This window comes from Roseovarius sp. B-10 (assembly GCF_056859295.1).
Genome location: NZ_JBSXOE010000023.1, coordinates 1 through 16,875, shown reverse-complemented (window position 1 = coordinate 16,875; position 16,875 = coordinate 1). Strand labels below are relative to the sequence as shown.

At 67.1% G+C, this 16,875-nt stretch carries 15 protein-coding genes; 11 read left to right on the top strand and 4 right to left on the bottom strand.

Features of this window, described 5'->3' with window-relative positions:
- Nucleotides 1–17: 17 nt before the first annotated feature.
- Entirely contained in the window at nt 18–1,970 is a 1,953-nt protein-coding gene (locus AC13D8_RS04245; protein WP_482967773.1) for an AsmA family protein, read from the bottom strand.
- 104 nt (nt 1,971–2,074) lie between these two features.
- Here AC13D8_RS04245 and rimO point away from each other — a divergent pair, with 104 nt between their 5' ends.
- The 3 genes from rimO to glmM all read left to right on the top strand — a co-directional run bounded on the left by rimO (nt 2,075) and on the right by glmM (nt 6,052).
- The gene (gene rimO, locus AC13D8_RS04240) at nt 2,075–3,466 is read left to right on the top strand and encodes a 30S ribosomal protein S12 methylthiotransferase RimO (protein WP_482967772.1); all 1,392 of its coding nucleotides are present in this window, start codon (nt 2,075–2,077) and stop codon (nt 3,464–3,466) included.
- 130 nt (nt 3,467–3,596) lie between these two features.
- Nucleotides 3,597–4,607, top strand: coding sequence for a UDP-glucose 4-epimerase GalE (galE, locus tag AC13D8_RS04235; RefSeq protein ID WP_482967771.1), 1,011 nt, complete (start codon nt 3,597–3,599; stop codon nt 4,605–4,607).
- Nucleotides 4,608–4,711: 104 nt separating this feature from the next.
- A complete protein-coding gene (gene glmM / locus AC13D8_RS04230) occupies nt 4,712–6,052 on the top strand; it encodes a phosphoglucosamine mutase (RefSeq protein ID WP_482967770.1) in 1,341 nt (446 codons plus the stop codon).
- 100 nt (nt 6,053–6,152) lie between these two features.
- On the opposite strand, the gene AC13D8_RS04225 is transcribed toward glmM, so the two are convergent.
- Together AC13D8_RS04225 and AC13D8_RS04220 are read right to left on the bottom strand one after the other, a co-directional pair.
- Complete coding sequence (locus AC13D8_RS04225) at nt 6,153–6,788, bottom strand: enoyl-CoA hydratase/isomerase family protein (protein WP_482967769.1); 636 nt, start codon at nt 6,786–6,788, stop codon at nt 6,153–6,155.
- Nucleotides 6,785–7,534, bottom strand: coding sequence for an SDR family oxidoreductase (locus tag AC13D8_RS04220; protein ID WP_482967768.1), 750 nt, complete (start codon nt 7,532–7,534; stop codon nt 6,785–6,787). The genes AC13D8_RS04225 and AC13D8_RS04220 overlap by 4 nt, the downstream gene beginning before the upstream one ends.
- Nucleotides 7,535–7,665: 131 nt before the next feature.
- On the opposite strand from AC13D8_RS04220, the gene AC13D8_RS04215 reads away from it, so the two are divergent.
- The 4 genes from AC13D8_RS04215 (at nt 7,666) to AC13D8_RS04200 (ending at nt 12,349) form a co-directional block, all read left to right on the top strand.
- Nucleotides 7,666–9,174 carry a DUF2125 domain-containing protein gene (locus AC13D8_RS04215; protein ID WP_482967767.1) on the top strand — a complete coding sequence of 503 codons (1,509 nt, stop codon included), beginning with the start codon at nt 7,666–7,668 and terminating at the stop codon, nt 9,172–9,174.
- A gap of 57 nt (nt 9,175–9,231) precedes the next feature.
- On the top strand, nt 9,232–10,578 hold the full coding sequence (locus tag AC13D8_RS04210) for a TldD/PmbA family protein (RefSeq protein ID WP_482967766.1): 1,347 nt from the start codon (nt 9,232–9,234) through the stop codon (nt 10,576–10,578).
- Nucleotides 10,565–11,344, top strand: a complete 780-nt coding sequence (locus AC13D8_RS04205) for a 3'(2'),5'-bisphosphate nucleotidase CysQ (RefSeq protein WP_482967765.1) — start codon at nt 10,565–10,567, stop codon at nt 11,342–11,344. Before AC13D8_RS04210 ends, AC13D8_RS04205 begins: the two co-directional genes overlap by 14 nt.
- An 84-nt stretch (nt 11,345–11,428) precedes the next feature.
- On the top strand, nt 11,429–12,349 hold the full coding sequence (locus AC13D8_RS04200) for a DMT family transporter (RefSeq protein ID WP_129431485.1): 921 nt from the start codon (nt 11,429–11,431) through the stop codon (nt 12,347–12,349).
- On the opposite strand, the gene AC13D8_RS04195 is transcribed toward AC13D8_RS04200, so the two are convergent.
- Nucleotides 12,288–13,151, bottom strand: coding sequence for a glycosyltransferase (locus tag AC13D8_RS04195; protein WP_482967764.1), 864 nt, complete (start codon nt 13,149–13,151; stop codon nt 12,288–12,290). The genes AC13D8_RS04200 and AC13D8_RS04195 overlap by 62 nt on opposite strands.
- 269 nt (nt 13,152–13,420) lie before the next feature.
- Between AC13D8_RS04195 and rpsL the strand changes: the two genes are divergently transcribed.
- From rpsL to AC13D8_RS04175, 4 genes are all read left to right on the top strand, one after another.
- Nucleotides 13,421–13,792 (top strand): 30S ribosomal protein S12, encoded by a 372-nt coding sequence (rpsL, locus tag AC13D8_RS04190; RefSeq protein WP_104018583.1) that lies wholly within the window; start codon nt 13,421–13,423, stop codon nt 13,790–13,792.
- Between the two features lie 63 nt (nt 13,793–13,855).
- Nucleotides 13,856–14,326: a 30S ribosomal protein S7 gene (rpsG, locus tag AC13D8_RS04185; protein ID WP_129431486.1), complete on the top strand. Its 471-nt coding sequence runs from the start codon at nt 13,856–13,858 to the stop codon at nt 14,324–14,326.
- An 18-nt stretch (nt 14,327–14,344) separates the two neighbouring features.
- Nucleotides 14,345–16,462, top strand: coding sequence for an elongation factor G (fusA, locus tag AC13D8_RS04180; protein ID WP_129431487.1), 2,118 nt, complete (start codon nt 14,345–14,347; stop codon nt 16,460–16,462).
- Between the two features lie 86 nt (nt 16,463–16,548).
- A partial coding sequence (locus AC13D8_RS04175; RefSeq protein WP_482967763.1) for a GTP-binding protein occupies nt 16,549–16,875 on the top strand: 327 nt, incomplete at its 3' end.

The following is a 16,875-nucleotide window of genomic DNA, read 5'->3' as shown; positions in this document are numbered from 1 at the left end:
CAAATCCCGCACCCGCCTCACTCGAAGAGCTTGCGAAGCTCGCGCTTGGCGCGGTCCTCGAGCTTGTCCTTGGCCGCGTCCTCTAGGCTCTGCCCCTCTTCGGGCGTGATGTTGAGCCGCTCCTGCACCTCGCGCTCCAGCCGCTCCTCGGCCTTCTTGCGTTCCTCTTTCAGGTTCATGTCGATGGCCTTTTCCAGGTCGGGCACGATGCGCGGGTTCTCCCACGGGCCGCGGATGCGCACAGGGATCGCCAGCCCCTGCGAGGTCTCGCCCTCGAGCAGGACGGGCGTGAACAGGTAGTCGATATCGCGCGCGCCCAGCCCGATCCGTCCCTTGCCCTCCGCGCGGATGAGCGGCAGGCGCATGACGAGGTCGTCGTTGAAGAGATTGCCCTTGTCCATCGTGAAGCTCGCGTTCATCGCGTCAAAGATCGTGGTGCCGCCGGTCACGTCGCCCGCGCGCATCAGCCGGTCGAGGTCGATGCCCGAGATCACGCCGCGCCCGGTCTCGAATCGCCCGTCACCGCTGAGGCTCTTCATGATCGCGTCCACCGAATTGCCGACGCCGAGGAAATTCAGCGTGCCGCCCGCCTTGGTGGAGAACCGCGTGATCCCTGCGGCGTCGGTGAGGAAGCGCTCCATGTCGAGCCCCTCGGCCCGCAGCGTGCCCCCGACCGAAAGCCCGGCGCGGTTGTTGACCACGAAATCGCCGGTCACGAGGCCATCATAGCCCCGCACCTCGCGCAGCGCGAACACGGCGCGCGACTGATCGAGCGTCATCAGCGTGCGCGTGCGGCCCAGCTTGAGGTCACCGAGGTCGATGCTGTCGGCGGAGAATGCCATCTCGCCATTTGCCAGCGCCAGTGCGCTGGCGTCGATGGGCTCGGTCGACCAGCCCTGCGCGCCCCCGCCGCCACCGGAGCCGCCCCCCGCCTCGCCGGTCGAGTCGGCCCCGGCCAGGCGCGACAGGTCGAGCGCGCCTGCCGCGATCTGCGCGTTGACGCGGGGCACGTCCCCGGACAGAACGACATCCGCCGCGCCAGTGAGGCTGTTGCCGCCAACCTGCAGGTTCAGCCCGCGAACCGACAGGTTCATGGCGTCGGTCAGCGTCACATCGGCCCCGCCTTTCAGGCTCTGGCCCAACCCTTCGGGCAGGGTGACCCCGGCCACTCCCAGCGCGCCGAGAAAGGCCCCGGTATCGGCGAGGTCGAGATCGAGCCGGCCTTGCACCTGCGGCTGCGCGCCTGCGCGTCCGTCAAACGCCACGCGCCCGCCCGCGGCCTCCATAGTCGCGGCGACGGCGGTCACCGCCCCGTCGATGAACCGGCCCACCTGATCGAGCCGCCCCGTGACCGAGACTGGCCCGCCGCCCCGGGAAAAGGAGGCCTCGAAATCCGCCGTTCCGTCATATTCGGGCCAGCGCAGGTCGAGGTCGAGATCGCGCAGCTCCTCCACCGTGCCCGCCGCGTGATCGGTGTAGATGAGCCGCGCCCCGGTCACCAGCGCCCGGTCGAGCGTTAGTGCCAGCCGTTCGGAGGTGGCGGGCGCGGCGCTGTCCGTTGCCTGCCCGGAGGGCGCTACGCCCTGCACCCCCAACTCCCAGTTAACGCGCCCGTCGGCGGCGCGCTCCAGCCGGATGACGGGATCGACGGCTTCCAGTCCGGTGATGCGGATATCGCCACCAAAGAGTGCCGCCGGTTTCACCCCGATCTTGAGGCTGTCGGCTTGCAGCATCGGCCCGGCATCGGACCAGTCCGCATTGGCGACCTCGACCGTGCCGGTCGCCACGCCGAGCACGGGGTAGAGGCTGATCCGCGTCTCGCCCGACAGCGTCACCTTGCGCCCGGTGGCCTTGGTGATCTGGTCCGCGGCAATCGCGGCGACACGCTCGCCCGGCAGAAAGAACAGCGCGCCGACGAAGACAGCCGCGATCACGACGACCAGACCGATCAGCCGGAATATCCACCGCATGACGCACTCCCTCCGTGTCCTGGATCAACATTAGGGTTGGCGCGCGGGCCGGAGCAACCGCTTTTGCCCTTCCCGCACGCAGGCTTGATGGTTATATCGCGCCCATGTCGCAGAACCCTCCCGATCTTCGCCCCGATCTCGCGCCGCGCGCGCGAGTCACAGAGTCGCCCCGTACCGGCCAGCCCTCTATCGGAATGGTTTCTCTGGGGTGCCCCAAGGCGTTGGTGGACAGCGAGCGCATCCTCACGCGGCTGCGCGCCGAGGGCTATGGCATTTCGGCCGATTACACCGGCGCCGACGCGGTGATCGTCAACACCTGCGGCTTTCTCGACAGCGCCAAGGCCGAGAGCCTCGAAGCCATCGGCGAGGCGCTGGCCGAGAATGGCCGCGTGATCGTCACCGGCTGTCTCGGGGCCGAGCCCGATTATATCACCGGCGCGCATCCCAGGGTTCTGGCGGTGACCGGCCCGCACCAATACGAGCAGGTTCTCGATGCCGTGCACACCGCCGTGCCACCCAGCCCCGATCCATTCGTCGACCTGCTGCCCGCCTCGGGCGTCCGCCTGACACCGCGCCATTACAGCTATCTCAAGATTTCCGAGGGCTGTAACCACAAGTGCAAGTTCTGCATCATCCCGGACATGCGCGGGCGTTTGCAGTCGCGCCCCGCCCATGCGGTGATGCGCGAGGCCGAAAAGCTGGTGGAGAACGGGGTCAGGGAACTGCTGGTCATCAGCCAGGACACCTCTGCCTACGGCGTCGATATCAAGCACGCCGAGGCCAACGGCCACCGCGCCCACATCACCGACCTCGCCCGCGACCTCGGATCATTGGGGGCGGGGGTCGGAAAGGATCTGTGGGTCCGGCTGCATTACGTCTACCCCTATCCGCATGTGCGCGATCTGATCCCGCTGATGGCGGAGGGGCTGGTGCTGCCCTATCTCGACATTCCGTTCCAGCACGCCCATCCCGACACGTTGCGCCGCATGGCGCGGCCCGCAGCGGCGGCGAAGACATTGGACGAGATCGCCGCGTGGCGCGCGATCTGCCCGGACATCGCCCTGCGCTCGACCTTTATCGTGGGCTATCCCGGCGAGACGGAGGGCGAATTCCAGACGCTGCTCGACTGGCTCGACGAGGCGCAGCTCGACCGGGTCGGCTGTTTCAAATACGAGAACGTCGCCGGTGCGCGGTCGAACGCGCTGCCCGACCATGTGGCCGAGGAGGTCAAGCAGGACCGCTGGGAGCGGTTCATGGCCCGCGCGCAGGCGATTTCCGAGGCGAAGCTGGTTGCGAAGGTCGGTCAGCGCATGAGCGTGATCGTGGACGATATCGACGAGGACGGCATCGCGACGACCCGCACGATGGCGGATGCGCCCGAGATCGACGGCAATCTCTTCATCGACGAGGGCGCGACGGGGCTGTCGGTGGGCGATATCGTGACCGTCGAGGTGGACGAGGCGGGAGAGTATGATCTGTGGGGTGTCCTGTGTTGAGCGGGCGTGGCCACGCGGGTTGCCAGACCGGCGCAGCGATGGGATGGTCAGGTATGATTTCCATGACCGGTATGGTCCTCTCCGGCAGGTCCGCGCGGTCCGCCGGACAATCGGGCGGGTGTGACGAGCGGTGAAAGTCTTTCTCACGGGCGGTGCGGGCTATATTGGCACCCATGTTCTCAACGAGCTTCTGGGGCGGGGCTGGCAGGCCTGCGTCTTTGACAATTTCAGCAACAGCACGCCGTTGGCGCTCGACCGGGTCCGGGCACTGACCGGGCTCGATTTCGACGTGGTGGAGGGCGATATCACCGATCACGGCGGGCTGTGCGCGGCGCTCTCTGCCTTTCGTCCCGACGCGGTGATCCATCTCGCCGGGCTAAAGGCGGTGGGGGAATCCGTCCGCGATCCGCTGCTTTACTATCGCAACAACGTATACGGCGCGATGACGCTGTTGCAGGCGATGCAGGACACCGGGGTGGCGCGGATCGTGTTTTCCTCGTCGGCCACGGTTTACGGGATTCCGCTCTACATCCCATATGACGAGGTGCATCCGCTCGCACCGGTCAACCCCTATGGCCGCACCAAGTTCTTCATCGAGGAGATCATCCGCGACTGGATCGCCGCCGGAAACGGACAGTCGGCCGTTCTGTTGCGCTATTTCAACCCGGTCGGCGCGCATGACAGCGGGCGGATCGGTGAAGACCCGACCGGGATCCCCGACAACCTGATGCCGTTCGTCTCGCAGGTGGCGGTGGGGCGGCGGTCCGTTCTCGATGTCTTTGGCGACGATTACGAGACCCGCGACGGGACTGGAGAGCGCGACTATATCCACGTCGTCGATCTGGCGCGCGCGCATCTCGACGCGCTGAGCCACGCGGTGGGACACGAGGGATGCGACGTGTTCAACATTGGTACCGGGCGGGGGGCGACCGTGCTGGAGCTTGTGCGCATGTTCGAGCAGGTGACGGGGCGCGAGATACCCTATCGCATCGCGCCGCGCCGCGACGGCGATATCCCGATCATGCGCGCCAACCCGAGCCGCGCGCACGAGGTTCTGGGATGGCGGGCAGAGCGCCAGTTGGACGAGATGTGCCGCACCGCGTGGAAGTGGCAGTCCGACAACCCCGAGGGCTATCGCTAGCCCCGGCACCGCGGGGGCGCACCGGCCTTGTCGGTTAGGTTGCGCACATGCTAAAGCCCTCTCAACGCCGAAACATTTTCCAGGCTGTGTTCAGGAGGCCCGCCATGCGCAAGCGACTTTTCGGCACCGATGGCGTTCGCGGGCAGGCCAACACGTGGCCGATGACCGCCGACATGGCGCTACGGCTCGGGGCGGCGGCGGGGCGGTATTTCCGCACCGACAAGCAGGAACACCGCGTGGTGATCGGCAAGGACACGCGGCGCTCGGGCTATATGCTGGAATACGCGCTGACCGCCGGGTTCACCTCTACGGGGATGGACGTGTTCCTGCTCGGTCCGGTGCCGACGCCGGCCATTGGCTATCTCACGCATTCGTTGCGCGCGGATGTCGGCGTGATGATCTCGGCCAGCCACAACCCGGCCTCCGACAATGGCATCAAGCTCTTTGGCCCCGACGGGTTCAAGCTCAGCGACGAGGCCGAGGGCGAGATCGAGCGGTTGCTCGACGAGGGTGTGACCCTGTCGGCCCCCGACAATATCGGCCGGGCGCGGCGCGTGGACGATGCGCGCGGGCGCTACGTGGAATACGCCAAGACCACCTTTCCCCGCCGCCGCCGCCTTGGCGGGCTGCGCATCGTGATCGACTGCGCCAACGGCGCCGCCTACCGTGCCGCCCCCGAGGTGCTGTGGGAGCTGGGCGCCGAGGTGATCCCGCTCGGGGTGAACCCGGACGGCTACAACATCAACCTCAACTGCGGCTCGACCCGCCCCGAGGCCGCCGCGCGCAAGGTGCTGGAGACGCGCGCCGACCTGGGCATCTGCCTCGATGGCGATGCCGACCGCGTGGTGCTCATCGACGAGCAGGGGCGCGTGGCCGACGGCGATCAGTTCATGGCGCTCATCGCCACCCGCTGGGCGCGCGAGGGGCGGCTGGCGGGCGATACGCTGGTGGCCACGGTGATGTCCAATCTCGGGCTGGAGCGGCATCTGGCAGAGCAGGGCATCGCGCTCAAGCGCACGCCCGTGGGCGACCGTAACGTGGTCGAGGCGATGCGCGCGGGCGGGCACAACCTCGGCGGCGAGCAATCCGGCCATATCGTGATGACCGATTACGCCACCACCGGCGACGGGCTGATCGGCGCGTTGCAATTCCTCGCCGCGATGGTCGAGACCGGGCAGACGGCGAGCACGCTTGCGCAGGTGTTCGAGCCGGTGCCGCAGCGCCTCGTCAACGTGCGCTTTGCCGAGGGCAAGACCCCGCTCAAGACCGACCGCGTGCAGACCGCGATGGCCGAGGCCGAGCGCGAGCTGGGCGGCGACGGGCGCCTCCTGATCCGCGAGTCGGGAACAGAACCGCTCATCCGCGTGATGGCCGAGGCGGTGGACGCGCGCGTGCTCGACAGGGTGATGACCCGGCTCGTGGACGCGGTGGAAGAGGCAAGCTGAGCGGCGGGAGCGGCGGCCGGGTTCGGCCTATTCCTGCCGTTTGCCTCCTGCCCCGCGCGGCTCATCACCAGATGTTTCAACGTCCGCAACAGGCCAGACCCTACGCCCTCACAGGAGCGCCGCCCGCGCGGCACATCGCCTTGAGCGCGGTGGCGTGGTCGTGGTCGGCGGCGAGGCTGTCGGCGACCAGCCCCCGCGCGCTCTCCATCAGGTCGCCGCGCGGCACGACCCGGTCAAAGAGGCCCCAGGCCAGCGCCTCGTCAGTCCCGATCTTCGCGCCCGCCAGCAGGATCATCTTGGCCCGCGCCGGACCTACCAGGGCGGCGAGCCGTGCCGGGTCGCTGGGTTGCGGGCGAAAGCCGAGCCGCATCACCGGGTAGAACGCACCTGCGCCCTCGACCGCGATGCGCAGGTCGCAGGCCAGAACCATCCCCAACGCGCCGCCCGCAACGGTCCCGTTCAGGGCCGCGACCGTGAGGTTCGGGAGCGTGGCGAGCGCACCCGAGAGCCGTTCCCACTGAGGGCTTGTCGCGAGGCCTGCGCGCGCGGCTTCGAGGTCGGCGCCGGCGGAAAAAACCTTGCCCGACCCGGTCAGGATCAGGGCCCGGGCGTTGCCGTGGGCGGCCTCTGCAATATCGGCCAGCTCGGCCAGCATCGCCTCGGTCAGCGCGTTTGCCTTGTCGGGGCGGTTGAGGGTGACGGTCCATAGACCGTCCTCGCGCGCCAGCCCGATCATGCGAGTCCCGCCCGGTCGCGGATATCCGGGTCGCGCAGCGAAATCTCCTGCCCGGCGAGATCGCTCGCCTCCGGCCCGCACATCCACAGAAGCGTGCGCGCCGGCCAGTCGGCGGGGATATGCTCGGACCAGTCGAGCGCTGCCACCGCGTTGACGCCGCTTTCCTTGATCTCGCGCTGCATGTCGGTGGCGACCGTGCCGGGCGACAGGCCCATCACCCGCACCCCCGCGCCGCGCGCCTCGAGATCGGCGCTGCGCGTCAGCATCGCCGCCCCGGCCTTGGACGCGCAATAGGCGCTCCAGCCTTCCAGCGCGTTGTGCGCGGCGCCGGAACTGACGGTGATGATCGTGCCCTCGCACCGTGCGATCATGCCCGGAAGCGCCGCGCGCATGCCGTTGAACACGCCCTTGAGGTTGATGTCGATGGCATGGCCCCAGGCGTCTGGATCGACCTCGGCCAGCATGGAAATCGGTGCGATCACGCCGGCGTTGTTGATCAGCACGTCAAGCCGGTCAAAAGCGGTATGGCAGGCCTCGACCGCGGCCTCCATCTCCCAGTAGCGGCTGACGTCACAGGGGATGGCGATGGCGCTCGGCCCGATCTCGCCCGCAAGTTTGGCGATGGCGTCACCGTTACGCGCCACCAAGGCCACGTTCGCGCCCGCCTCGGCAAAGACACGCGCCGTCGCCGCTCCGATGCCTTTGCTCGCGCCGGTGATGAGAACGCATTTTCCGGTCATGCTCATGTCAGCCCCCTTGTGGTATTCCGTCGGTTTCTATCCGGCGTGGCCACCGAATTCCAGACGGATCGTCACTTGACCCGGGGTGTGGCAGGGCCGACATTGTTTCAGACCGTTCCGATGAAAAGGATTTGACGATGCCTCCTTGTCTCCGCGCCGCCCCGTTGCTTGTTCTCGGCCTTTCCGCCGGTCCCGCCTTCGCCGACCTGACGGCCGCGGATGTCTGGCAGAGCTGGCAGGGGCAGCTATCGCAGCTCGGCTACGAGATCACGGGCACGCCGCAGCAGGGCAGCGACGGGATTGTGATCCCCGACCTCGGCCTGACGCAGGAGCTGCCGGATGACGGCGGGCGCGTCGAGATGCGGATGGGCCGGATCGAGATGACCGAAGCCGGCGACGGCACGGTCGAGCTGATCTATCCGCCCACCATGCCGATGGCCGTTGCCGTCACGCCCGCCGATGACGAGCCACTGACAGCCGTACTGACGCTCAGCCATGATGGCCTGTGGATCACCGCCTCCGGCACACCGGAGGAAATCGACTATGCCTATGCCGCGCAGATGATGCGCATCGAGATCGGCGACGTGACGGTGGGCGGCAAAGCTATCGAGACCCTCGCTGGCGGGTTGACGTTCGAGGATCTGGAGGGGAACAGCACAACCCGGTTCAACAAGGATGTGCGCCGCGTCGAGCAGCGCCTTGCCTCCGGCACCATCGGCTATCGGTTCAAGATTGTCGATGAGAAGACGGGCTCGGCCCTCGATCTCGCGGGCGAAGCCGACAGCATGACCCACGAGTCGCGCATGCACATGCCCGGGACCGGCGATCCGTCGGACATGGTGGCGGCGCTCGAAAACGGATTTCGCCTGGAAACCGACCTCGCCTTCGGCGCAGGCTCGACGCAGTTCGAGGTCTCCGAGGACGACGAGACCATGACCGGCTCCTCGCGCAGCGACACGGTCCGGATCAGCGGGGCGTTCTCGGCGGATGGGCTGGTTTACGAGAGCGACGCAAGGGGGCTGGAGGTCACCACAGAGCTCGACATGTTCCCGACGCCGCTGACCTATGCCATCGACCGCGCCTTCGCGCGGTTCCGGCTACCTGTGGCACAGGGCGAGGAATTACAGGATTTCGGCCTGTCGATAGATTTCGCCGGTCTCCGGCTGCCCGATGAGTTGTGGTCTATGATCGACCCGGAGACCACCCTGCCGCGCGATCCGGCGAATCTCGCGGTGGACCTGACGGGCAAGGCGCGGCTGACGACGAATATCTTTGATGAGGCGGAGATTGCCGCCCTCGAAGAGCGCGGCGAGACCCCCGGCGATCTCGACAGCCTGTCGCTTGAAAAGCTGGCGTTCTCGGTGGCGGGCGCGCGCCTCACCGGTGAGGGCGCGATCACGCTGGACAATGCCGAGGGGCTCGACATGCCGCCGGCGGAGGGCACCGTCGATCTGCGGCTCGAAGGCGGCGAAGGATTGCTGCAGAAGCTGGTGGATATCGGCCTGATCCCCGAGGATCAGGCCGTGACCGCGCGGATGATGGCGTCGATGTTCGCCAATGCGGTCGAGGGCGAGGATACGCTGACCTCGCGCATCGAGATCGAGAAGGATGGCACCGTGACGGTAAACGGCCAGCGGATGCGCTGAGCTCTTGCACCGGGGGGCGCGGCGATCTACCTCCCGCGGGGACCGTGAGGAGGGACGATGCCGGATACGCTCGATGATCTGACCCATGCGCTCGTCGATGCGGCGCGCAAGGCCGGGGCCGGGGCCGCCGACGCCATCGCCATGCGTGGCCAATCGGTGATCGTGGACATGCGCGGCGGCACGCTGGAACAGGCCGAGCGCGCCGAGGGCGTCGATATCGGTCTGCGCGTGCTGGTGGGCAGGCAACAGGCCAATGTCTCTGCGTCGGATACCCGGCCCGAGACCATTGCCGCGCTGGCCGAACGGGCCGTGGCGATGGCGCGAGAGGCCCCCGAGGATCCGTTTGCCGGGCTCGCCGATGCAACACAGCTATCCGAGCGGCGCGATGCAGCCGGGCTCGATCTGTGCGATCCCGGCCCCGCCCCCGCCCCCGATGCGCTCATGCGGATGGCCGGGGAGGCCGAGGCGGCGGCGCTGGGCGTGGCTGGGGTCGCCCAAGTGCAATCGGCCTCGGCCGCGTGGTCGCGCCGCGAGATGCACATCGCGGCGAGCAACGGCTTCTCCGGCGGCTATGCGCGCAGCGATACGAGCCTGTCCTGCGTGGCCATTGCCGGGACCGGCACGGGGATGGAGCGCGACCACGATGCCGACTCTCGCGTGTTTGCCGCCGACCTGCGCGATCCATCCGAGATCGGGCGGCGCGCCGGGGAGCGCGCGGCCGAGCGAACCGGCGCGCGCAGGCCGCGGACGGGCGCCTATCCGGTGATCTTCGACGAGCGGGTGGCGGGCACGCTGATCGGTCACTTGCTGTCGGCGGCCAACGGCGCGGCGGTGGCGCGCGGGTCGTCCTGGCTGCGCGACCGGATCGGCACGCCGGTGCTGCCCGATACGCTCGACCTGCGCGAGGACCCGCACCGCGTCCGCGTGTCCGGCTCGCGGTTCTTCGATGCAGAGGGGCTGCCGACGGTACCGCGTGCGATCGTCGAGGGGGGCAGCTTGTGCGGCTACACGCTCGATCTGGCCTCGGCGCGCAAGCTGGGGATGACGCCCACGGGCAACGCGGCGCGCGGGGTGTCCGGTGTACCGTCGCCCGCGACGTGGAACGTCGCACTCACCCAAGGGGAGCAGAGCCGCGCCGACCTGTTGCGCGAGATGGGCGCCGGGCTTCTGGTCACCTCGCTTATCGGCGCGACGATCAACCCCAATACCGGCGACTATTCGCGCGGGGCCGCCGGGTTCTGGGTCGAGGGGGGCGAGATTTCGCACCCGGTCAACGAATGCACCATCGCCGGGAGCCTTCCCGACATGCTGCGCCGGATCACGCCCGCCAACGATGCGCGCACGCATCTGAGCCGCGTGGTGCCGTCGCTTCTGGTCGAGGGGCTGACGCTTGCCGGCGCATGACCTCGCGCTGCTGATCGAGGCGGCGCGCGAGGCGGGGGCACTGGCGAGCGATCTCGTGACACGCCCGCTCGACACGATCAACAAGCCCGGCGGTGCCGGTCCGGTGACGGCGGTGGACCTCGCTGTGGATGCTTGCCTCGCCGAGCGCCTGCGCACCGCGCGTCCCGATTACGGCTGGCTGTCGGAAGAGACAGAGGACGATCCCGCGCGGCTCGGGGCTGACCGGGTGTTCATCGTCGATCCGATCGACGGCACGCGCAGCATGATCGAGGGCAGTGGCCTGTGGGCGCACGCGCTGGCGGTGGTCGAGCGCGGCGTGGTTACCGCCGCCGTGATCTATCTGCCGATGCGCGACAAGCTCTACGCCGCCGCCGCGGGGCAGGGGGCCACGCTCAACGGGATGCCGATCCGCGCGGGCGCGCGCCGCGCCCTGCCGGGGGCCACGTTGCTCGCGGCAAAGCCCGCGCTCGACCCTGCGCATTGGCGGGACGGGCGGGTGCCGCTCTTGCGCCGGGGCTTTCGGCCCTCGCTTGCCTACCGGCTCGCGCTGGTAGCGGAGGGGCGCTATGACGCGATGCTGACACTGCGCCCGACCTGGGAATGGGACGCGGCGGCGGGTGACCTGATCCTGCGCGAAGCCGGGGCAGCGACCTCGGACCGGCGCGGCGGCCCGCTCGTGTTCAACAACCCGGTGCCGCAGGTCAAAGGGCTGGCCGCCGCCAACCATACGCTTCACTCCGGGCTCATCGCTGCGCTCGCGGATTGAACGCGCTTGTCATTTCACCTTGGGCCAAATACTCCGGGGGTGCGGGGGCTGGCCCCCGCGTTTCAGCCACCTTTCGGTCCCGCAATGCCCCGTTCCGACAATCTTACCGGCGCGCTCCTGATGATGGGGTCGATGGCGGCGTTCACCTTCAACGACGCGATGATAAAGTCGCTGTCGGGGCAGATATCGCTGTTTCAGGTGATGTTCCTGCGCGGGGTGCTGACCACGGCGATGGTGGCGGTGATCGCCTGGCGCATGGGGGCGTTGCGCCAGCGCCTGCCGCGCGCCGACCGGTGGCCGGTGTTCTGGCGGATGGTGGGCGAGGTGGGCTCGGCCTATTTCTTTGTCACCGCGCTCTTTCACATGCCGATCGCCAATATCAGCGCGATCATGCAGGCGCTGCCGCTGACCATCACGCTCGCCGCCGCGCTGTTCTTTGGCGAGCCGGTGGGCTGGAAACGAATGTCGGCCATCATCGCGGGGTTCATCGGCGTGATGCTGATCGTGCGTCCGGGTACCGAGGGGTTCACCATCTATTCGGTCTACGGCCTCGCGGCGGTGGCGATGGTCACGCTGCGCGATCTCGCCACGCGCAGGTTGTCGCGCGAAGTGCCCTCGATGCAGGTGACGCTCATCACCTCGGCCTGCATCATGGTGTTCTTCGGCCTGGCGACCGTGCCGCAAGGCTGGGCCCCGGTGGACGGTCGCGCCGCCCTGCTGATCGGTGGGGCGGCGGTGATGATCATCGGCGGATACCTGTTTTCCATCATGGTGATGCGGGTAGGCGAGATATCGTTCGTCGCGCCGTTCCGCTATACGAGCCTCATCTGGGCGCTGATCCTTGGATGGGTGGTGTTCGGCGACTGGCCGCAAACGATCACGCTCGTTGGTGCTGGGATCGTGGTGGCCTCGGGTGTATTCACCCTCTACCGCGAGACGCGGATCAGCCGGCGTGCGCGGGCCTTGCGGAAAAAAGAGCTTTCACTCGGTCCTCGTCCACGTTGAACCGCTCGCGAAAGAGCGCGCGCCGCGCGTCGTCGAGCGGGCTGAGCGCGGGCGGGTGCTGTGCCTCGCCGGTGTCGTTGTCGTCGTGCAGGGCGCGCAGGTACATCTCTGGTCCCGGGTTGATGAGCGTCGGCATCTCGTAGTGCAGCTTGTGATGGCCGTAATTCATCACCGTTTTCGCATCACCGGGGCGGAACAGCACGGCGAGGCCACAGGCCCAGAAATGCGTCTGCACCGCCTCGGCCTCGATACCCTGCTCCGACAGGCGCACCGCATAGCCGCGATTGTATTCGAACGCCACGTTGCGCCATGCCCGCCGCATCCGCCGCGTGTTGCGTTCGAACCAGCGCAGGCTCTGCACGAATCCCACCGACACCGCGTCGTCATCGTCGAGCCGGAACTGGATCGACTCGGTCTCGTCCTCGCCGAGCGCCTGCTTGATGGCGCGGCGCATCGCGTCGCGGTGGCGCATCGGCTCCATCTCCACGATCCGCATCTGCGGCACATCTGCGGCAAGATCGTGCAGGCGCGACCGCCACGGCTCGGGCAGGCTCTCTCCGGTGACCACGAGAAATGTGAAATCGCCGTTGGATTGCGCCGCGATAGAGGGCAGGGTCAGGCTCTCGAAATGCGCGAAACGCAGTGCCATCCGGTCGGGCGCGTAGAGATAGGCCTCGCGTTCGGCCACCGATCCGTGCATCCGCTTGAACCCGCCGAGGGCGGGGTAGGAGAAGCGGCACAATCCGATGACGCGCATGGCGCGGGCCTCGCGGGTGGTCTCGGGTGGCCCAAGTCTTGGCATCCCGGGCCGCTGTTGACAAGCATGGCGACTCTGCCTATACGCCGCTCAATCCACAGGCGCGGGGCGGGTTGCCCTGCCGTCTGTTTCATAACTTGAGTGGTCATGATCCGGGCGAATGCGCCCCGATCCTCTGGAAGCCCGCCGCGTCGCACCGGATGAAAAGGTGCGGATGCGGTGTATGCGTGTTGCGGACGCGCAGCGCGTTTTCGATGAACCGCAGGGGCGTGCCCTTGCAGACACATGTGTTGAGAGACGGGGAAAGAACCGGAATGCCAACGATCCAGCAGCTGATCCGCAAGCCGCGGCAGCCGAAAGTCAGAGCCACGAAATCGCAGCACCTTCAGGGCTGCCCGCAGAAACGCGGCGTGTGCACGCGCGTCTATACGACGACGCCGAAGAAGCCGAACTCGGCCATGCGCAAGGTTGCCAAGGTGCGCCTGACCAACGGCTTCGAGGTCATCAGCTACATTCCCGGCGAAAAGCACAACCTGCAAGAGCACTCGGTCGTCCTGATCCGCGGCGGCCGCGTCAAGGACCTTCCCGGCGTGCGCTACCACATCCTGCGCGGTGTGCTCGACACGCAGGGCGTCAAGGACCGCAAGCAGCGCCGTTCGAAGTACGGGGCGAAGCGCCCGAAATAAGGATTTCGGGCGTCCCGGCATCGCGCCGGGGCATCGCCCGCAGAGGAACAAGAGGAAGATAAGATGTCCCGTCGTCACGCCGCCGAAAAGCGCGATATCCTGCCCGACGCCAAGTATGGCGACCGGGTCCTGACCAAGTTCATGAACAACCTGATGGTGGATGGCAAGAAATCCGCCGCGGAAAAGATCGTCTACAACGCGCTCGAGCGTGTCGAGACCAAGATCAAGCGCGCGCCGGTCGAGGTGTTTCACGAGGCGCTCGACAACATCAAGCCGTCGGTCGAGGTTCGCTCGCGCCGCGTCGGCGGGGCCACCTACCAGGTGCCCGTCGAGGTCCGCACCGAGCGCCGCGAGGCGCTGGCGATCCGCTGGCTGATCAACGCGTCGCGTGCCCGCAACGAGAAGACGATGGAAGAGCGTCTGGCGGGCGAATTGCTCGACGCCGTCCAGAGCCGCGGCTCGGCCGTCAAGAAACGCGAAGACACCCACAAGATGGCCGACGCCAACAAGGCGTTCAGCCACTACCGCTGGTAACCCGAGAGGCATTCTCCGATGGCACGCGACTATACGCTGGAATACTACCGCAACTTCGGGATCATGGCCCATATCGATGCAGGCAAGACCACCTGCACCGAGCGGATCCTGTTCTACACCGGCAAGTCCCACAAGCTCGGCGAGGTGCATGATGGCGCCGCGACGATGGACTGGATGGAGCAGGAGCAGGAGCGCGGCATCACGATCACGAGCGCCGCGACCACCACGTTCTGGGAAAAGACCTATACCGGCACCGAGCCGGCCAGCTCGAAGCACCGCCTGAACATCATCGACACCCCCGGTCACGTCGATTTCACCATCGAGGTGGAGCGCTCGCTCGCCGTGCTCGACGGCGCGATCTGCCTGCTTGACGGCAATGCCGGTGTCGAGCCGCAGACCGAGACCGTCTGGCGCCAGGCCGACCGCTACAAGGTGCCGCGGATCGTGTTCGTCAACAAGATGGACAAGATCGGCGCCGATTACATCAACTGCGTCAACATGATCAAGACGCGCACCGGTGCGACGCCGCTGCCCGTGAACCTGCCCATCGGGGCAGAGGACAAGCTCGAGGGTATCATCGACCTCATCACCATGGAGGAATGGACCTGGCGCGGCGAGGATCTCGGTGCAAGCTGGACCCGTCAGCCGGTGCGTGACGAGCTCAAGGACATGGCCGACGAGTGGCGCGCCACGATGATCGAGACCGTGGTCGAGCAGGACGACGACGTGATGGAGGCCTATCTCGAGGGCGAGGAGCCCGATATCGAGACGCTCCGCCGCCTGATCCGCAAGGGCACTCTGGCGCTCGATTTCGTGCCCGTGCTCGGTGGCTCGGCGTTCAAGAACAAGGGCGTGCAGCCGCTGCTGAACGCGGTGGTGGATTTCCTGCCCTCGCCGCTCGACGTGCCGGATTACATGGGCTTCTCGCCCGATGACGAGACCGAGACCCGCAACATCGTCCGCAAGGCCGATGATGCCGAGCCGTTCTCGGCGCTCGCCTTCAAGATCATGAACGACCCGTTCGTGGGCAGCCTGACCTTCACGCGCATCTACTCGGGCACGATGAAGAAGGGCGATGCGATCCTCAATTCGACCAAGGGCAGGAAAGAGCGCGTCGGCCGGATGATGATGATGCACTCCAACGATCGCTCCGAGATCGACGAGGCGTTCGCCGGCGATATCATCGCGCTCGCCGGGCTCAAGGAGACCACCACCGGCGACACGCTGTGCGATCCTGCCAAGCCGCTGGTGCTGGAAACCATGACCTTCCCCGACCCGGTGATCGAGATCGCGGTCGAGCCCAAGACCAAGGGCGACCAGGAGAAGATGTCCGCAGGCCTCGCGCGGCTCGCCGCAGAGGACCCGTCCTTCCGCGTCGAGACCGATCTGGAATCGGGCCAGACGATCATGAAGGGTATGGGCGAATTGCACCTCGACATCCTCGTCGACCGGCTCAAGCGCGAGTTCAAGGTCGAGGCCAATATCGGTGCGCCGCAGGTGGCCTATCGCGAGACGATCAGCCACAAGATCGAGCACACCTACACCCACAAGAAACAGTCGGGTGGCTCGGGTCAGTTCGCCGAGGTCAAGCTCGAGATCGCGCCGACCGAGCCGGGCGAGGGCTTCTCCTTCGAGAGCCGGATCGTCGGCGGCGCGGTGCCCAAGGAATATATCCCCGGTGTCGAAAAGGGTATCCGCTCGGTCATGGACAGCGGTCCGCTCGCCGGCTTCCCGGTGATCGACTTCAAGGTCGCGCTGGTGGACGGCAAGTTCCACGATGTGGACAGCTCGGTCATGGCGTTCGAAATCGCCGGTCGCATGGGGATGCGCGAGGGTCTGCGCAAGGCCGGGGCCAAGCTGCTCGAACCGATCATGAAGGTCGAGGTGGTGACGCCGGAGGAATACACCGGTTCGATCATCGGCGATCTCACGTCGCGGCGCGGGCAAGTCTCGGGTCAGGATACCCGCGGCAACGCCATCGCGATCAACGCCAACGTGCCGCTCGCCAACATGTTCGGCTACATCAACACGCTGCGCTCGATGTCCTCGGGCCGCGCCCAGTTCACGATGCAATTCTCGCATTACGATCCGGTGCCGGCGAACATCTCCGAAGAGATCCAGTCGAAATACGCATGAACCCGGGTGGCGGGGTAAACCCCGCCCTACCCAAACCGTAGGGTGGGCAAGGGCCCACCATCCGTAATGAAAAAGGAGCCAAGACGATGGCGAAGGAAAAGTTTGACCGTTCGAAACCGCACGTGAACATCGGCACGATTGGTCACGTTGACCACGGCAAGACGACGCTGACGGCGGCGATCACGAAGTATTTTGGCGATTTCCGGGCCTATGACCAGATCGATGGCGCACCGGAGGAGAAGGCGCGCGGGATCACGATCTCGACGGCGCACGTGGAATACGAGACCGACGCGCGCCACTACGCCCACGTCGACTGCCCCGGCCACGCCGACTACGTCAAGAACATGATCACCGGTGCGGCGCAGATGGACGGCGCGATCCTGGTTGTGAACGCGGCCGACGGCCCGATGCCG